Source organism: Pelagicoccus sp. SDUM812002, from assembly GCF_031127835.1.
GTDB lineage: Bacteria > Verrucomicrobiota > Verrucomicrobiia > Opitutales > Opitutaceae > Pelagicoccus.
The window spans coordinates 1-17,118 of sequence record NZ_JARXHX010000030.1; the positions used below are offsets into that span (position 1 = coordinate 1).

Annotated in this window: 14 protein-coding genes; 3 read left to right on the forward strand and 11 right to left on the reverse strand. The window is 55.1% G+C overall.

What is annotated here, in order from left to right; translation table 11 throughout:
* Window positions 1-422: 422 nt before the first annotated feature.
* The 3 genes from QEH53_RS22290 to QEH53_RS22300 all read right to left on the reverse strand — a co-directional run bounded on the left by QEH53_RS22290 (window position 423) and on the right by QEH53_RS22300 (window position 4,064).
* Complete coding sequence (locus QEH53_RS22290; RefSeq protein ID WP_309025445.1) at window positions 423-1,259, reverse strand: sugar phosphate isomerase/epimerase family protein; 837 nt, start codon at window positions 1,257-1,259, stop codon at window positions 423-425.
* A 102-nt stretch (window positions 1,260-1,361) separates the two neighbouring features.
* Complete coding sequence (locus QEH53_RS22295) at window positions 1,362-2,852, reverse strand: rhamnulokinase family protein (RefSeq protein WP_309025446.1); 1,491 nt, start codon at window positions 2,850-2,852, stop codon at window positions 1,362-1,364.
* Between the two features lie 21 nt (window positions 2,853-2,873).
* Window positions 2,874-4,064, reverse strand: coding sequence for an L-rhamnose isomerase (locus QEH53_RS22300; RefSeq protein ID WP_309025447.1), 1,191 nt, complete (start codon window positions 4,062-4,064; stop codon window positions 2,874-2,876).
* Between the two features lie 103 nt (window positions 4,065-4,167).
* On the opposite strand from QEH53_RS22300, the gene QEH53_RS22305 reads away from it, so the two are divergent.
* The gene (locus tag QEH53_RS22305; protein ID WP_309025448.1) at window positions 4,168-5,043 is read left to right on the forward strand and encodes an AraC family transcriptional regulator; all 876 of its coding nucleotides are present in this window, start codon (window positions 4,168-4,170) and stop codon (window positions 5,041-5,043) included.
* A 48-nt stretch (window positions 5,044-5,091) separates the two neighbouring features.
* On the forward strand, window positions 5,092-7,665 hold the full coding sequence (locus QEH53_RS22310) for a c-type cytochrome (RefSeq protein WP_309025449.1): 2,574 nt from the start codon (window positions 5,092-5,094) through the stop codon (window positions 7,663-7,665).
* Window positions 7,666-7,871: 206 nt separating this feature from the next.
* Here the strand turns inward: QEH53_RS22310 and QEH53_RS22315 are convergent, their stop codons facing one another.
* From QEH53_RS22315 to QEH53_RS22335, 5 genes are all read right to left on the reverse strand, one after another.
* On the reverse strand, window positions 7,872-8,645 hold the full coding sequence (locus tag QEH53_RS22315; RefSeq protein WP_309025450.1) for a 3-ketoacyl-ACP reductase: 774 nt from the start codon (window positions 8,643-8,645) through the stop codon (window positions 7,872-7,874).
* A gap of 87 nt (window positions 8,646-8,732) precedes the next feature.
* Window positions 8,733-9,890, reverse strand: a complete 1,158-nt coding sequence (locus tag QEH53_RS22320) for a Gfo/Idh/MocA family oxidoreductase (RefSeq protein WP_309025451.1) — start codon at window positions 9,888-9,890, stop codon at window positions 8,733-8,735.
* Window positions 9,891-9,938: 48 nt separating this feature from the next.
* A complete protein-coding gene (locus QEH53_RS22325) occupies window positions 9,939-10,760 on the reverse strand; it encodes a sugar phosphate isomerase/epimerase family protein (protein WP_309025452.1) in 822 nt (273 codons plus the stop codon).
* Between the two features lie 20 nt (window positions 10,761-10,780).
* Window positions 10,781-11,338 carry a helix-turn-helix domain-containing protein gene (locus tag QEH53_RS22330; RefSeq protein WP_309025453.1) on the reverse strand — a complete coding sequence of 186 codons (558 nt, stop codon included), beginning with the start codon at window positions 11,336-11,338 and terminating at the stop codon, window positions 10,781-10,783.
* A gap of 128 nt (window positions 11,339-11,466) precedes the next feature.
* Entirely contained in the window at window positions 11,467-12,510 is a 1,044-nt protein-coding gene (locus QEH53_RS22335) for a PEGA domain-containing protein (RefSeq protein WP_309025454.1), read from the reverse strand.
* Between the two features lie 204 nt (window positions 12,511-12,714).
* On the opposite strand from QEH53_RS22335, the gene typA reads away from it, so the two are divergent.
* On the forward strand, window positions 12,715-14,523 hold the full coding sequence (gene typA / locus QEH53_RS22340) for a translational GTPase TypA (RefSeq protein ID WP_309025455.1): 1,809 nt from the start codon (window positions 12,715-12,717) through the stop codon (window positions 14,521-14,523).
* Window positions 14,524-14,639: 116 nt separating this feature from the next.
* Here the strand turns inward: typA and QEH53_RS22345 are convergent, their stop codons facing one another.
* The 3 genes from QEH53_RS22345 to QEH53_RS22355 form a co-directional block, all read right to left on the reverse strand.
* Window positions 14,640-15,089 (reverse strand): response regulator, encoded by a 450-nt coding sequence (locus QEH53_RS22345; protein WP_309025456.1) that lies wholly within the window; start codon window positions 15,087-15,089, stop codon window positions 14,640-14,642.
* A 71-nt stretch (window positions 15,090-15,160) separates the two neighbouring features.
* A complete protein-coding gene (locus QEH53_RS22350) occupies window positions 15,161-16,045 on the reverse strand; it encodes an inositol monophosphatase family protein (RefSeq protein WP_309025457.1) in 885 nt (294 codons plus the stop codon).
* On the reverse strand, window positions 16,042-17,019 hold the full coding sequence (locus QEH53_RS22355) for a phosphotransferase (RefSeq protein WP_309025458.1): 978 nt from the start codon (window positions 17,017-17,019) through the stop codon (window positions 16,042-16,044). Before QEH53_RS22355 ends, QEH53_RS22350 begins: the two co-directional genes overlap by 4 nt.
* Window positions 17,020-17,118: the final 99 nt, after the last annotated feature.

Consider the following 17,118-nt stretch of genomic DNA (forward strand, 5'->3'; position numbering starts at 1 on the left):
GATTTAGAACCTATAAAGCGCTGGAAGTATGTCTTTATCATAATCTTGGGGATCTTCCAGAACCCGAATCAACCCACGAATTCTTCTGACGAGGCAGGATTTTCACTCGCTGTTCCCAGGTGGCATCCACCATTTTCTGGGGAGTATCTAGCTTGTGTCGGAACAGCGCTCTCGTTCCTTGCGTCGCGTTACCCGCAGAAATCCTGGCACTCATAAGGTGTGCTGCGACAAGCATCTTAAACAACTGCTGCGGCTTGTTCGTCGTGGTAAAGCCGCACTCATTCGCGAAAGGTTTACCCAGCTGTTCCCTCGCGCACTTCGCAATCTCCAAGTGTGTCATAGCCTATGGCTGTGCACAATTCCTGCCATCCTGCAGAGAAATGTATTATATTTGTAACTACACTGTCTTCGGCAACACGAGGCTAACGGGGCGCTCTCGGCTTCGGAAATTGATCCGACACCCTCTTGAGCCGAGCAAGCAACGAACCGGGTTCCTCGTTCCACAAGGAATCTGGCAACGACTGATCCGACAACAATTCAAAAATAAACGGTCCGTCGTAACCACCATTCCTTAGCGGCTCATAAAACTTCTCTTTAAGCGGAATAACGCCATCACCGGGAACGACGCGATCATCAAGGCCTCTGGGATGACTAGCGGGATAGTCGCACACATGCACAACGAAGACGTGATCTGCCAGACCTTCTAATCGGGTCTCAAGTCGATGCTCTTCCCACAGGTGCCACGCGTCGATCACCAGTCCGACAGATTCAGATTCTGCCATGTCGAGCAGCCGCCTGCCCTGATCCAGTCCAAACACGAAGGTGTCGAAGTACATCATGTTAGGACCCAACGGCTCAAAGGCGATTCGGACTCCTCGGCTTTCCGCAAATCGAGCCGCCACTTTCACGAAAGCAGGCATGAGTCGCCATCCATCTCTGAAGTTCTGCTCGGGCGCAACGCCAGCGATCAAGACAAACGGCAGGTTCGGAGTCTCCAGTGCGTCAGTCCAGAAGTCGACCGAGGCTTTGAAAGCATCAAGTCGATCCTTCGGTTCACGCGGCTCGCTTGCCATGCGATCGGGAAAAACCGAATGCACGGTCGGTTGTACGCTAACTGGCCTTATCCTTGTATCCTTTAGCCTCGCGACGAGTTCGAGCCGCTCTGATTTCGAATCTGGAAACTTCGTTTCGCAAAGCTCGATCGCGTCAACTCCAGCCTCGTCGTAGCTTCGGATATCCTCAGCCGCAGACTGAGCCATAGTGGTGAATTGACTTACAGCAAACATGTACAACCACCTGCATCGAGCATGCCACGAAACAAGCTTAGGACATTCCTTTTACGGAATGAAAAGAAATGGCCCTTAATCGATAAGTCGTGAGAACCGCTTCTTGATTGAGTCGTTCACGACGCCTGCTCGTGGCATGAATCGCTGTGTCGAGAACGATGGGGCGACCTTAGTCCTAGCGTCCGCCAGATCTTTAGCCGCGCCGTCGGCTATCATCTGCGCCATCACATTGCCGACCGCCGTGGCTTCAGCAGCTCCGACCACCACTGGAAGCCCTAGGGCATCGGCCGCTAGCTGGTTTACCAGGTCATTTCGACTGCCGCCACCGAGGATGAAAAGCCCCTCCAGCTTCTTTCCCGTGAGCTTCTCCAGTACCGAGAATACGTAGTCGTACTTGAGAGCGAGACTATCGAAAATACAGCGAGCAAGCTGTGCCGATGTCTTGGGCTCCGGCTCATCATGGGTGCGACAAAATTCACGGATCTTCTCGGGCATGTTGCCAGCCGTGGCGAACGCTTCATAGTCAGGATCAATCAGTGAAACCATGGGATCGCAGTTCGCGGCCGCCTCCACAATTGTCTCATAGGATGCTTCCTCCCCGTTCGCCAACCAACTCCTGCGACATTCCTCGAGTAGCCATAACCCACAGATATTCTTGAGAAAACGAATCGTGCCTTCGTATCCGACCTCGTTGGAAAAACCTGCCGCCGCTGCAGCTGCACTCGTATTGGGCTCGTCCAACTCAAATCCCAAGATCGACCAAGTACCCGAGCTCAAGACGCCGTAGTTGGGTTGAACTTCGGGCAGGGCCATGAACGCGCTTCCTGTGTCGTGCCCTGCCACCGCTGTCACCGAAATATTGGCCATGCCAATCGCTTCCCCGACTTCATTGGTTACGGGACCCAAAAGCGTCCCAGGCTCCACGATCGAACCGAGCAAATCTGCATCGATGCCCAGCTCCGCGAGAATGGGTTCCGACCACATGCCGGTGTGCGGATTGAGCATCTGGGACGTACTCGCGATAGATCGTTCCGTGGCCTGCACCTCGCACAACCAATAGTTGACCAGGTCCGGGAGAAACAGGATCCGCTTCGCGCTCTTGAAAGCAGTTCTCCCCTCCGCCACCTCCGCTCCCATCTGGAAGAGGGTGTTGAAAAACATGAACTGAATGCCCGTCTCAGAATAGATCAGATCCTTGCCAAGCTTTTCGGTCAGGGCGCTTACAATCTTGTTTGTCCGACTGTCACGGTAGCAAACGGGATTGGCCAACAGCTCGCCCTTCTCGTCGAGGAGCCCGTAGTCCACGCCCCAAGTATCGACGCCGATGGAGACTGCAGCAGCCCCATAAACGTCCACTGCGGTTCGGATTCCGTAGAGGATCTCTGAATACAAAGAAAGGAAGTCCCAGTACCAGCGACCGCGGAGTTGGACCGAAGGCGTCTCGAAGCGGTGTTTTTCCACCAGCTTCAACTCGCCTTCCTCCCAAACGCCGGCGATAACGCGGCCGCTCGTGGCACCGAGGTCGACTGCAATGTAGACCCGAGGGCCCGTTAAATCGGATTTCATTTGCTGTCAAGCTATCTGAAATCAGGCGTAGGAGCTCTCTTGCGAGATTCCTAGCTCCTCGCGGCGACGGGTGCGATCCGCCTCTATCTGCTCGAGGTAACCACTTTTACGATACGCATCCATGGGATCGGCGTCCAGTTCCTTCTCCTCGCGCCATTGGGCCAGCAAGGGACGCACATCAGTGTTGTAGGCGGATTTCAACAAGTCTTCCGCATCGACAATATTGCCATTGCGTTGAGCGACTGCGAGGGCTTCGCGATCGACCAAAGCGGCCTTCGCCCAAAGCTCCTGAGCAGTCGTTACCGTCTGGATCATGGCTTCGATCTTCGGCTTCAAGTTGTGTGATTGGTCAATCATGTAGGCGATTTCAGGATACGCTCCTACCTCTGCTGCGTAACCATGGATTTCATTGAAGATTCGGAAGATCTGATACGGATCGATGGAACCGAGGGTCAGGTCGTCATCCGCGTAACGTCGATCGTTGAAGTGGAAGCCACCCAGCATCTCTTCGTCAAGCAGCCAAGCCACAATTTGCTCGATATTCTGAGATGTGTAATGGTGGCCTGTATCCACGAGCACCTTAGCTTGAGGGCCGAGCTTTTTGCACAGGGCAAATGACATGCCCCAATCCGCTATGTCCGTCTGGTAAAAAGCAGGCTCGAACGGCTTGTATTCGATAAGCATGACTTGCTCTTCAGCTAGCTCTTCGTAGCAAGACTTCAAGCAATTCTCGAAACGACGCTTGCGAGCGCGGATGCTGTCCTGCCCCGGATAATTAGTGCCATCCGCGAACCAGTAGCTTATCAGGTTGCTGCCGACCGCTTCACCGATCTTCGCGCAGTCGATACCGTGGCGCACTGCCATCGACCGCACTTCCGCGTCCGGATTCGCGAAGCTCCCGAGCTTGTAAGCCTGATCCTGGAAAAGGTTCGGGTTGATAGAGCCTACCTTCACTCCATTTTGGGCAGCGATCTCCGCAGTCCCTTGCGGATCCTCCCCTTCAACGAAGTCCCAAAGCACGTGCACCGCCACCGTCGGGCAACAACCGGTCACCTTGTTGACCATGCCCGCGTCGGCGAACTTGTCAGCTGTATTGATAGCAGAGCCTTTCTGGAAGAATTTTCCAAAACGTGTTCCGGTGTCGGCGAATCCCCACGAAGGGAGTTCGATGTTGAGCTGATCTAAGGATCGGAGCGCTTTTTCAGGAGTCATGTGCAACTGGGGTTTTACGGGTTGTGAAAAACTTCAATTTTAGCAGATCGCTTGTTCTTTTTCCATAGACAGGCTGATTCTTTCCATACAGATTTTGACACACATGGGCGACAACTTCGCAGTTTACCTACCTCAGCCAGAAGAACCGAATGAGTGGGGCATAGACATAACCGGAGCGGGTGCAGCCTCAATCTCTCCTGGGATGAAATATCCTCCGGAGAACCATCCCAGTGACCACTATTTCGATTGGGAGCACGGAAGAACCCTTGAAGTCTTCCAGCTCATATTGATCACTAATGGGGGCGGAACCTTTCAAACGGACCATTTGTCAGCTACCACCATCTCCGCCCCTTTTATATTCGTCGTGTTCCCAGGGATTTGGCACCGCTACCGCCCAGATCCAAGTACGGGGTGGCAAGAAAGCTGGGTCGGCTTCCGCGGACGCTTCACCTCGGACCTCCAGAAGTCAGGAACGCTCTCACCCGAGCAGCCAATCTTCAAAATTGGCAACAGCGAGATGTTGCTCGCCCAGTTCCAACTCATACAAGACGAAGTAAAATCCGAGGCCTTCGGATTCCGCAACATTGCAGCAACGGCGCTCATGCAAATACTGGCACTAGCCACCCACCTACCTAGCCGTAAGGAGGAGGAAAACCATCCTATGAGAAAAACGGTCAGGCGCGCCTGCTTTCTTATGCGACAACGCTCGGAAGGACCTCTTTGCCCTGAAGAACTGGCGGCCGAGCTGAACACTGGCTACACCTACTTCCGCCGGATGTTTCGCAAGTACACGGGTATCAGCCCGAAGCGCTACCATAGCCAACTCCGGCTCCAGCGAATCAAACGCTTGCTCCGAGACGGTTCAAGCAGCGTATCCGAAATTGCTGACAAGTTCGGTTTCGCCTCCCCCTTCCACCTTTCGAACTGGTTCAAGAAAGAAACAGGCCTCTCGCCCAGAGACTGGAGACAAAGCACTTGAACCATCGGAACATTCCGAATCTCCTAATTTCTACCAAACGCTTAAGAAATGTCATTCCCCCCAAAAAACGCACTCGCGGCTACCCTCGGTACCCTTTTGGCCACCTCGCTCACTAGCACTCAGATCCTCGCCCAAGCCGGCGACGCCAGGGACCAGGCTGGACACGTCCAAGAGGAACTATGGAAGGAGGTCGACGTGCCTCCGGCACCGATTCTCACCCCAGAGCAGGCACTCGAAACCTTCTATGTTGAACCCGGCTACTCGATCGAACTCGTAGCCGCCGAGCCTCTCGTTAACGATCCTGTCGCCATCGCCTGGGACGAGCATGGCCGCCTCTGGGCCGCCGAAATGTGGGCCTACATGCCGGATGCCGACGGAACTGGCGAGCACGAGCCCGTCAGCCGCGTCGTGATTCTCGAAGACGACGATGGAGACGGCCAAATGGATCGATCCACCGTTTTCCTCGACGGACTCGTCCTCCCACGCGCCATTTCGTTCGTGAAGGGCGGCGCCCTGATCGCCGATCCGCCGAACCTCTACTTCTGCCAGGACACAGACGGCGACTTAGTGGCCGATCAAAAGACGATCGTTGCTCCCTACGGAGTGGAAGGAAATGTCGAACACGCCGAAAACGGCCTGATGCGAGGTATCGATAATTGGCTATATAACGCCAAGTCGAGCAGACGCTTCAAGTTTATCGATGGCAGTATCCAAGAAGAGGAGACGAACTTTCGCGGGCAGTGGGGCATTGCGCAAGACGACTACGGGCGTCTATTTTATAATAGCAACAGTTTCTATCTCTACGGCGATATGGTGCCTTGGCAGCCACTTAACAACCATCCCGGACACCCTCCCCGCGCAGGCATATCCCACCATGTGGTCCCCGACGGAGATGTTTACACAGCCCGTGTAAACACTGGAGTCAATCGCGCCTACCGCGAAGGAACGCTCCGCCAGGACTACCGACTTCGCTCGGTCACGGCGGTCAGCGCTCCGACCATCGCCCGCGGACAACGCTACCCCGATTCCGCGCAAGGTGGTAGCTTCATACCAGAACCTGCCGGCAACGTCGTATCGCGATTCGAACTGCACGACGAAGGTCTCGAGGTCTCCGCCAATAAAGCGCTACATGAACATCCCACATGGGGGCCCATTGAGTTCATGTCGTCGACAGACGAACGATTCCGCCCCGTTGCTACCGCTGTCGGACCGGATGGTTTCGTATACGTCGTGGACATGTACCGCGGCATTCTTCAGCACAAAACCTACCTCACCACCTTTCTCCGAAAGCAAATTATCGAAAGAGGATTGGACCAACCTGTTGGCCTCGGCCGCATCTACCGTATCGTTCACGAGAGCGACGACTCGACAAAAACGGGACCAAAGCTTGCAGGTCTTGCGGCTCCTCAACTCATTCCCTACTTGGCGCACAAAAACGGCTGGGTTCGCGACACCGCCCAAAGATTGATTGTCGAAAGCCAAGACAGCTCCCCAGCGACGATAAAAAAGCTGACGAAAATGACCACGCTAGGGAGCGAACTTGCACGTATCCACGCTCTCTGGACGCTTGAAGGTCTCGGTCAAGTGGACCTAGACATCATCGCTCGAGCCTTCCAAAAAGGAAACGAGTGGGTGCGAGCCCACACTCTCCGAATCGCTGAGCCACTCCTTTCAAAAGCTCGCCAAAGCCAGCACCCATACTGGGAACTCTACCAAAGCGCACTCACAGATTGGCCCCTGCGCGTGCGGCTCCAAGCGGTCACGCTTCTCCCCGCCGTCGACGACCCCGAATTCGCGGTAAGAACGATCTCCCAGCTTAGCTCGACGGATTTCGACAACCCCTATTTCATCGACGCAACGGTATCCACTCTCCACCGACACGAAACCGAGCTTCTGACCAAAGCTGCCCAGAGTGACAACCCGCAGAAATACAGTCCTCTCGTCACCGCTTTAGCGAAGGCTATTTTCGAAGAGAAGAACGCTGCTTCCGCTCTCGAATTTGTGGAACTCGCGCAGGAGCCCCAGACACCCGCTTCCATCACCTCCGCGATCAACAAAGGATGGGGGGAATCGCTCAACCGGAAGAACGTTCGTCCCTTGGAACTAGATGGGCCACCCTCGCTCATACCCGATCCAGACAGCTTGGTTTTTAAAGCCTTCAGCTGGCCCGGAAAGGTCGATCCTAACGCGATCGTCGACTACGAGTACAGCGAAGCTGACCTCGACTCTATCTCTCGCGGAAAACCACTGTATCAAAACAATTGCGCTATTTGCCACAACCAGAACGGTCAAGGAACCCCTTCCCTCGCTCCGGCGCTTGCCGGATCAGATTGGGTGAAAGGATCGAAGGAGCGATTGGCCCTTGTAGTTGGTCAGGGCTTGATGGGCCCCATCGAAGTAAACGGAGAACTTTGGAACCAAGCTATGCCACCCCATGGCCAGCATCCCGCTTTGACCGGCGAGTCCTTCAACGATCTGCTGAACTATCTCCGTTCCTCTTGGGGAAACAACTCCAGCCCCTTCGAGACCGGCGAAGCCCGCTCCTACCTTCAAAAGCACTCCGACCGAAACGAACCTTGGATCGCCGAAGAGCTAGAAGACCTCGGCCTAGTGGGCGAATAATAAGAGTGTAGCCACTCATAGACATGACATCCGGAGGCACCGGCTCCGCCCGGACAGCGCAGCCTGGTCCCTCCAAGTCATCCGTGCCCCGTTGTCATTCTTCATCTGGCGTGCCGTAGTCACTTTACAAATACAAAAATAGCCCGACGATCCGTGAGACAAACACGGATCGCCGAGCCACTACAATGCTACCCAATATACAAAATCTACAGGCGAGGGAGCGTGAGGCCGCCGTCGATCATGATGACTTGACCGGTCGAGTACGGGAAGTCGCCTCGAGCGAGGCTGGAAACAGCTTTCCCGATATCGTCAGGAAAGCCCCAACGCTTGGTCACGCAAAGACCGTCCTCAATCAACTTGTCGTACTTCTCGGTTACGCCAGAGGTCATATCCGTCTTTGTTACGCCGGGCCGCACTTCGTAAACCGGAATTCCAAACTCGCCGAGCCGAGCTGCGAAGAGAGAGGTCACCATGCTCAAGCCAGCTTTTGCGATACAGTATTCACCACGGTTAACTGAGATTACAGTCGCTGAGATAGACGATACATTCACAATCGAGCCGGAAAAGGCTTCGTCCTTCTCCTTGGCTGCCACCATGTCGTTGGCTACGGCTTGCGTCAGAAAAAACGCTCCCTTGAGGTTTGTATCGACGACGAAGTCGTAGCTCTCTTCGGTTGTCTCCAAGATGTCGAGACGCTGCTTCGGGGCCACACCCGCGTTGTTGACCAGAAGATTCAAAGAGCCACCAGCCGCCTTGCGAGCAACTTCCAGGATAGCGGTCCGACCTTCGGCACTTCCTATGTCGCCACGAGCGTAGGCGACTTCAACGCCTTCCGCGCGAAGTGACTCGAGTGGTTCGCTCACACCTTCCTCGGGACGCATCCCGTTTATGACCAAATTCCATCCTTCTTTCGCGAGAGCGAGAGCTACGCCGTATCCAATTCCTCGTGACCCACCTGTTACCAAAGCTGTCTTCTTCATATCTAAAGCTTCCTTTCCTTTATGCTAGGTAGGCGCGGCTCGCTGTAGCTCCCCGCGCCTACCATGACTCTTCATTATCGCAAATTCTTAGCCGAGATCCTCGAGATCTAGCCACTTGCGCTCTTCCCAGCTCTTGATACCGAGCTCTGCGAGCTGCACGCCTTTCGCTCCCTCGAGCAGCGTCCAACGGAACGGCTCGTCGAGCACGACGTGTTTCAAGAACATCTCCCACTGCACCTTGAAGGCGTTGTCGTAAACTTCTTGGTCAGGCACCTTCGACCAATCTTCGTAAAAATCGATCGGCTGCTCGATATCTGGATTCCAGGTCGGCTTCGGCGTGTTGCTATAGTGCTGGATGTAGCAGTCGCGAAGTCCCGCTACAGCAGAACCCTTCTCGCCATCAACGTGCAACGTAAGCAAGTCGTCGCGACGAACGCGGGTCACCCAAGAAGAATTGAAGTTCACAATGATTTCTCCGTCAGGACCGTCGATCTCGAACATGGCGTAAGCCGCGTCATCCGCAGTGCATTTGTAGATGTTTCCTTGCTCGTCTACACGCTCCTTGATGTGGGTGGCCCCCCGGCACTGTACCGACTTAACCGGCCCGAAAATGTTATCGAGCACGTAGCGCCAATGGCAGAGCATATCGATGATCATCCCCCCGCCATCTTCCTTGCGGTAGTTCCAAGAAGGCCGTTGAGCAGGCACGGTATCGCCCTCGAAAACCCAGTATCCAAAATCTCCTGTCACTGATACGATGCGTCCGAGATAGCCCTTCTTGATCGCGCGCTGCAGCTTAACGAGCCCTGGCAACCATAGCTTATCTTGAACGACACCATTCTTGACTCCCTTTTCTTCGCAAAAATTGAAAAGCTCGAGCGCAGTTTCCGTATCAATAGCTGTCGGCTTTTCGCAATAGACGTGCTTGCCTGCAGTGGCAGCGGCCTTGACTGCATCGGCACGACGCAGGGTAGTTTGAGCGTCGAAGTAGATCGGAAAATCAGGATCAGACATGACGCTGTCTAGGTCTGTAGTCCACTTTTCGATACCTGTCATTTGACAGAGCTCTTTGAGCTTAACTTCGTTGCGGCCTACCAAAATCGGGTCCGGCATGATAAATTCAGTTGGGCTGACATGTACGCCGCCTTGCTTTATAATCTCTACGATCGAACGCAGGAGATGCTGATTCTTTCCCATACGGCCGGTTACGCCGTTCATGATGATGCCAATCTTATGTACTTTCATGATCTATAACTTTTTTGTACCAACTCTTTGACTACAGAGCGGGGGGTCTTACTTCGTGTCTATAAATGCTTGTTTGATTTTCTCGAGGTACTCGTCCTGATCCATGGCCCAGTAGCGGTTCGAAAAGATTTCAACTTCGTCGTACCCGTCGAAACCGGCTTCTTGGACCCAATTGCGGATTTTTGGAATATCGATCACCCCTTCCCCCATCAGGCCTCGGTCGTTGAGCATGTCTTCCGGATTGTTCTTCCAGTCGCAAATGTGGAAGGAGAAGAGACGCCCTTTCTCGCCGGTTAGCTTGATCTGGGCCTCGAGAGCATCGTCCCACCACAAGTGGAAAACGTCGACGGTGATTCCGAGGCTCTTGTGAGCTACGATATCGCAAAGAGCGTTCGATTGAGCCATCGTTGAAACCGCGCTACGACTGTCCGCATACATCGGGTGGAGCGGCTCGATGCCGAGCTTTACCCCGGCAGCTTCCGCGTGGGGCATCACTGCAGCCAGCCCGTCCGCGATCTGTTCCCGAGACGTGAAAAGCGATTGGCCGGGAGTGGCTCCGCAAACGAGAACAATCAAAGGAGCCCCCAATTCAGCAGCTTCGTCTATGAGCTTCTTGTTCTCGTCTATGGCGGCATGGCGAGAAGCCAAGTCCAAGCCAGTAAAAAAGCCTCCACGAACATAGGAGACGATGTCCAAGCCCTCGGAACGCGTCATATCTCCGGCCGCCTTCAGTCCGCCTGAAAACGCTTGGGCCGCATCTCGCCAAATGGATACGCCACCGATTCCTGCAGCAGAATACTTTTGGACTGCAGTCTGCAAGTCCCAAGGTTTTGTAGTTATCGTGTGGAGACAGAGTTTATCGAAGCTCATAGTTATCTAATCCTGAAATTCTAGTACCGCTTGTCCTTGCGGATGTGCACGATCACCACTTGGCAATCTTCCAAAGCCTCGTAGCTATGCTCCTGGATCGCATCGAATTGGATGCTTTGCCCAGCTTCGAGCTCGTGGCTTTCTTTAGGCAAATCAAGTCGCACTCGGCCTTTCAGTATCCAGCAAATCTCATGGTCATCATGGTGGATCTCAGGCTTGGAGATGTGCGAACCTGCGACCGCCGTTGCGTAAATGCAGTCGGCGTTTCCATAGCGAATAGCCTCCAAGTCGAAGTCTCCCGACTTGTAGCTAACGGAACTTTTCTTGTTGGAAATCGGCGCCTCCGCCAAGGACAGCAAATCTGTCGCCCGCATGCCAAATACCTTACCAATCTTATGCAAGGTACCGACCTCAGCCTGCGTTTGATTTCTCTCAAGCTTGGAAATGACCGCTACCGACACGCCACTCTTCTCCGACAAGGCGCTGAGCGTCAGGTCCGCTCGCTTGCGGATATCCCTCAGGATAGCGAAATTGAAGGCTGGAACAGCCGTCGCTGCGGGTAAGGTGTCGCTTGACATGCTCGGAAGTAGAACAAGCAACAATTTTCTCTGCAATAATATTTTTCCGTTTTATTATCCTCAGTGATAATTATGAACTGAAGCGACCGCGCGCAAAATTGAGTCCCCGTGAGCTTTTCGCAGCGTGCTCACAGGCGTGCGGTCCACCTGGAAACACTTCCTTCGATCACTTCTAGCTTGGTACTCTGCCTGAGCCGACCATTGACGTACACCACCACATCGTAGGACCCAATAATCAGTTTCGGAACGGAAACGTAGACACCTTCAAAGCTGTTGACGTAATCGAACGTTTCGCCGTCCTCCCGCACGCAGATGAGCTCCACCTTAATCTCGTCACTGGAATTGCCGCCCACCACCGTAATCTCCACTCCACCCTTCCTCGGCTTCATTTCTAAGTCAGTGAGACTGAGAATTCCATACTCCTCTATTTTGATGGAGTAGTTGTAATCGTAATACTTTGCGTGTTTCAGTCCAAGCTGCAGGTTTCCTGCTTTGATACCGTCCGCCGTCAGCGGCGTTTTTCCCACCTCTCGGTCATTCAGGAAGAGCCGCGCTCCCGAAGGGACCGAGCGGACCTCAAGCGCGCCCGTTCCGCTCGTTCCGAACAAACCGAGAAGATCTGCGATTTCATCGCGCTTCGGGCCCCATGCAGTCTCGAGCTGCTGCATGAGCGGCTTCTCGAATCGCCCGGAGGCGAGCCGCATTCTTTCTTGCATGGCGAGCAGGCTTTCCTTGTTGGAGTCCAAGGAGAAATCGCGGATCTCCCGCATTAAGGAATCAAACTTTCGCATACGCTCTGCCCGCGGCCCGTAAGCTTCGCTGAATTGGTTCCAAAGCTGCGTCCGCACGACCAGTTCCGCATCCTCCCTCTCGTCGAACTTCAGCAGCTGAGCCCTCACCGCATCGAAGCTTTCCTGCGTGGACCATTCTCCCAACGATCCAACCGCCCCCCTTAACTGGCGAGCGTAGGCCTGGTTCTCCGCAAGGTGGGTTTTCGCTTTCTCTCCCGGCACGTAGACCTGCGCAAAGAACCAATAGCAAAAACCGATGCCTCCCAGGCCGATCGCCCGATACAGCACCGCGAACCAACGACCAGACGTTTCGGACCTGTGCATACGAGCCCGAACGTTGACGGGCTCGGGCTCCTTCGGAGAGGAAGATTCAAGGGGCATTCCTCGAAAATGAGACACCGAAGCGGCGACACTCTCAAGCGAATTTACAACCCCCTGAAAAGGCCACTCCCACGTAAAACATCCCTGCTTCCACGAGAAAAACGCTTAGTGCATTACATTATTATAGGCGGGCAACGAGCTTCCAGCCTTGCCAAAGGGCATTTCCCTCTCCACAAGTCCCCACTTTTTGCACCTAGGAGCACCATGAAACGCAACGACGACATTCGCAATATCGCCATCATCGCCCACGTTGACCACGGGAAAACCACCCTCGTCGACCGGCTCATGCAGGAGGGCGGCGTGTACCGCGAAAACCAGGCCGTTGCCGAGCGCGCCATGGACTCCATGGACCTCGAGCGAGAGAAGGGCATCACCATCAAGGCCAAGAACACCTCCGTGCATTGGAAGGGCAAGACCATCAATATCGTCGACACCCCAGGACACGCCGACTTCGGCGGCGAGGTAGAGCGCGTCATGAAGATGGTCGACGGCGTACTCCTACTCGTCGACGCTAAGGACGGTCCTCAAGCGCAGACTCGTTTCGTGCTTCGCAAGGCCCTCAGCCACGGTCTCAAGCCTATCGTGGTAATCAACAAGCTCGACCGGGAAAACGCGGATCCCGAGCGCGTGCACGATCTAGTCCTCGAACTCTTCCTCGCCCTCGATGCCGACGAAGAACAGTTCAACGCTCCTTTCATCTACGGTTCGGCCAAGAACGGCTTCGCAGTCCGCCAGATCGAAGACGAACGCATCGATATGACGCCGCTCTTCGAAACCATCCTTTCGGAAATCCCCGCTCCTGAAGCGGACACCGAGGGCGAATTTAAGATGCTCATTTCCAACATCGACTGGGACGACTACGTCGGCCGCGTCGCGATCGGTAAGATCCTCAGCGGCAAGGTCGCCAAGGGCGACACCATCTACCGCGTCAAGCAAGACGGCAAACGCGAGCGCCTCAAGGTGACCAAGGTATTCGAATACAGCGGCATGGGATCATCAGAATCCGTCGAAGGCGAAGCGGGTACCATCGTCGGCATCGCTGGCTTCGAAGAAGTCGATATCGGCGAAACCCTTTGCAAGACGGAGTCCCAGGAAGCCTTGCCTTTCATGGAAATCGACCCGCCGACAATCATGATGCAGTTCGCGGTCAACGACGGTCCTCTGGCTGGCCGCGACGGCAAGCTCGTCACCTCGCGCCAAATCCGCGAACGCCTCATGCGCGAGATGAAGACCAACGTCTCCATCCAAGTCGAAGACGGCGAGACTTCCGGCATTTTCAACGTTTCCGCTCGCGGTGCCATGCAGATCGCCGTTCTCGTCGAAACCATGCGCCGCGAAGGTTTCGAGGTCCTCGTCTCTCGTCCCAGCGTTATCACGCAGCAAATCGACGGCAAGACCTGCGAGCCATTCGAAACGCTCTGGATCGAGCTTCCCGAGGACTGCATGGGCGGCATCATGGAAAACCTAAACAACCGCAAGGGCATCATGACCAACATGGAAACCCGCAACGGCATTGTTTTCCTCGAGATGGAAATCCCGACACGCGGCATCATCGGTTTCGAAATCGACCTCGTGAACGCCACCAGCGGTCACGGCATCATGTCCCACCTCTTCCTCGAGTACCGCCCGATGGCTGGCGAAATCAGCACCCGCAAAGGTGGCACCCTCGTCTCCATGGCCAACGGCAAGACTACCGCCTACTCGCTTTCCGCTCTCGAAGACCGCGGCAAGCTCTTCGTTGGCGCCGGCGTGGAAGTCTACGAAGGCATGATCGTGGGTGAAAACCCACGCCAAGGCGAAATCCCGGTCAACCCGACCACCGCCAAGCAGCTCACCAACTTCCGTTCGTCAGGCGACGGCAAGGGCATCCAGCTCAGCCCACCGATCACCTTCTCCCTCGAGCGTTCCATCGAGTACATCGCTAACGACGAATTCGTAGAAGCGACGCCACACAACCTCCGTCTGCGCAAGCGCATCCTCAACGCGACTCTGCGCAAACGGGCGAGCCGTTAGGAACAGCACGTATCCTTTAAAACATATGCGCGAAGCCGGGAAACCGCTTCGCGCTTTTTTGTGCACGCTACCGCACCACAAATGCGTTCGTAGAAAACCAACGCTTTGTGCCAGCCCTAGCTATGCCTGCTTCCCGCCCAATGCTTTAGCGACGCGCAGAGCAAAGTGGGCCTGAGCGGTTTGCTCAAGTAGTCGCTCATTCCGGCCTTCAAGCATTCCTCACGATCACCCAAAATGGCATTAGCGGTTAAGGCGATAATCGGGACGGTCATGTTTTCTACACCAGTCGTGCCACCACGTATCTTCCGAGTGGCTTCGTATCCATCCATCTCCGGCATCATGCAGTCCATATACACGATGTCATAATGGTTTCGTTTGAGCAGGTCCAACGCGACCAAGCCATTCGCGGCCGTATCCAAATGAACTGCGCCACACTTCTTCAAAATCGCCTTCGCTATCAACAAATTGGACTCGGTATCCTCCACGATTAATACACGTGGTGAAGCTTCGCCCTCCGATCTCAGCGGAGTTTCGCTCGCACCTGTTGGAAGGGAACCGTTCTGCACTCGTGGAAGATGCGGCAGCTGCGAGAGCTCAGTCAATACATTCGAATCAGCTACCCCAGATTGCGTAGGTACTAATCTCTAAGATCTAGTCTATTAGTGCAGTTTTTACATATCCAGCGGGCGACCGCCGGATCACTGGCAAATAGAACTCCTCTTCCGTTCATAAAGAGGGAACCTCTCGGATTCAGCGCCAGATCCTCTCCAAACACGTCGCTGGCCACGCCGCCCGCTTCGCGGAAAATGCACGAGGATGCCGCAAAATCCCACACGCTACCGCCTCCTACCTTTTGCTTCGGCAGCTTGAAATAACAGCCTCCGCCTCGCTCCAGGATGGAGCACGCGTTGAGGGCAGCACCGTATCCCGTCGTGTTCAAGACTTCTCCAAAGGCTTTCTCTAGGGACGCCAGCACCTCGCCGTACCGCGGATCGTCGAGTGAACTTCTGTCGCTGAAGACCGGGAGCGCAGTGGCTCGTTCTTCAATTTCGGGTAGCCGGTAAGCGGTCCCGTCAATTCGGGCTCCTAGACCACGGATCGCATCGAAGAGCGTTTCCCGGAGCGGGTCGAAAACCGCTCCCAGCAAAGGAGCTCCACCTTTCGTCACCAAGGCTATTGAAACGGCGTATCCCGCAACCCCTTCCGCAAAGGGCAAGGTTCCGTCCAAGGGATCGATACACCAAAAGGCCGGCGCCGCGAAACGGCTTCCATCGTCCTTTCGCTCCTCCGTGAGCACGCCGAAACCGAATTCGCGAATCGATGGGCCAAGGACCTCCAAAATACAGTCTTCCGCCAGACGATCCACTTCGGTCACGACCTGCGATGCCAGCGACTCTCCTGCCCGCTTGCGCTCGACGCGCAGCCCCCGCCCTGCTGCATCTTGCACAATTCGCCCCGCTTCCCTTGCGGCATTCATAGACAAGTCGCGTAGCCCTTTCAGGTCTCGAGCGGAGAGATTCACTGCCCCAGCCTTTCAACGACTTCCCGCGACAAACGCTCGCTGTAGCTATGCACTTTCCAATGGCCTGGGCTCCATCCCTTCAGGAAACGGTGGAAGTCCGTCCAAGCGACTGCGTAAAGAGCTCTCCACTCTCGCACGACTTGCTTGCCATCCACTCGACTTCCGCACCGCTCAAGCGCCGTTCGCAGCTCGCCAAAGTACCAGTCGAGCAAGGTCGAATCCATTCGTTCGCACTCTGTATCATTCAGGCAACTACCGATAAAGTAAGCGACGTCCTTCATTCCACAACCGCCTCCGACATATTGGAAGTCAACCGCGGCCACCTTTTGCGCAGCATCGTCGAAACAGAAATTCGCCAGTTTCGCGTCTCCATGCACGATCGTCTTGAATTGGCAGGCATCGAGCTCCTTGTCGATACGCTCCGCCGCATCCTTCAGCGGAAGGTCGTCGAGCGCTTCCAACTCGTCCGGACGCGTTTCAAGGTGCCAATAAGTCCCTTTCGGCCAGAGCCCTTCCGCTTCTACTCCCAAAAACCGAGCGTGAAAGCTCGCCAACCAAGAAAGGCAATGCTTCATGTCCGCTAACGAAGCGCGACTCCGCCTTTGGGAATAACCTGCCGCATCGAGGTCCTCCAGAACGAGCATCAACTCTCCATCTCCAGCGGCACTGGCGTGGCAGGCCGGCACGCGGCAAAACGAGTCGCACTGGCCGGCGAAGGCTTCGTACCATGCGGTTTCTACCTCGTAGGAGCGGATCTTCCTCCGATGCGAGAAGTCTGAGTTCCACCCGCGAGGATGATCCCTCTCCGTCGGTGCTCGTACCAACTTTACAACTACACTTTCTGCGGTTGCCCCTTCTAGGCCGTAACGAGCAATTTTTCCGTAACCGCTCCACAGACTCTGGATTGTCTCCAGCTCCTGCGCCCCAGTTGCTCCTAGCGATCGACAAAGCTCTCTCTTGAATCCTTCGTTCATGAATCGATCGAAGGATCTATCTGGCTCCAGACCACTTTGTCCAGCACCGGATGGCTCCGCCTTCGCTCACATTGAGCCAAGCGCCTCCCTGCAGACAAA

Excerpts from the sequence above, each read along its gene's own strand:
- QEH53_RS22330 (WP_309025453.1), bottom strand. The coding sequence starts at position 11,338 with ATGTCAAGCGACACCTTACCCGCAGCGACGGCTGTTCCAGCCTTCAAT.
- typA (WP_309025455.1), top strand. The coding sequence starts at position 12,715 with ATGAAACGCAACGACGACATTCGCAATATCGCCATCATCGCCCACGTT.
- QEH53_RS22320 (WP_309025451.1), bottom strand. The coding sequence starts at position 9,890 with ATGAAAGTACATAAGATTGGCATCATCATGAACGGCGTAACCGGCCGT.
- QEH53_RS22290 (WP_309025445.1), bottom strand. The coding sequence starts at position 1,259 with ATGGCTCAGTCTGCGGCTGAGGATATCCGAAGCTACGACGAGGCTGGA.
- QEH53_RS22315 (WP_309025450.1), bottom strand. The coding sequence starts at position 8,645 with ATGAAGAAGACAGCTTTGGTAACAGGTGGGTCACGAGGAATTGGATAC.
- QEH53_RS22295 (WP_309025446.1), bottom strand. The coding sequence starts at position 2,852 with ATGAAATCCGATTTAACGGGCCCTCGGGTCTACATTGCAGTCGACCTC.
- QEH53_RS22355 (WP_309025458.1), bottom strand. The coding sequence starts at position 17,019 with ATGAACGAAGGATTCAAGAGAGAGCTTTGTCGATCGCTAGGAGCAACT.
- QEH53_RS22300 (WP_309025447.1), bottom strand. The coding sequence starts at position 4,064 with ATGACTCCTGAAAAAGCGCTCCGATCCTTAGATCAGCTCAACATCGAA.
- QEH53_RS22325 (WP_309025452.1), bottom strand. The coding sequence starts at position 10,760 with ATGAGCTTCGATAAACTCTGTCTCCACACGATAACTACAAAACCTTGG.
- QEH53_RS22310 (WP_309025449.1), top strand. The coding sequence starts at position 5,092 with ATGTCATTCCCCCCAAAAAACGCACTCGCGGCTACCCTCGGTACCCTT.
- QEH53_RS22305 (WP_309025448.1), top strand. The coding sequence starts at position 4,168 with ATGGGCGACAACTTCGCAGTTTACCTACCTCAGCCAGAAGAACCGAAT.
- QEH53_RS22335 (WP_309025454.1), bottom strand. The coding sequence starts at position 12,510 with ATGCCCCTTGAATCTTCCTCTCCGAAGGAGCCCGAGCCCGTCAACGTT.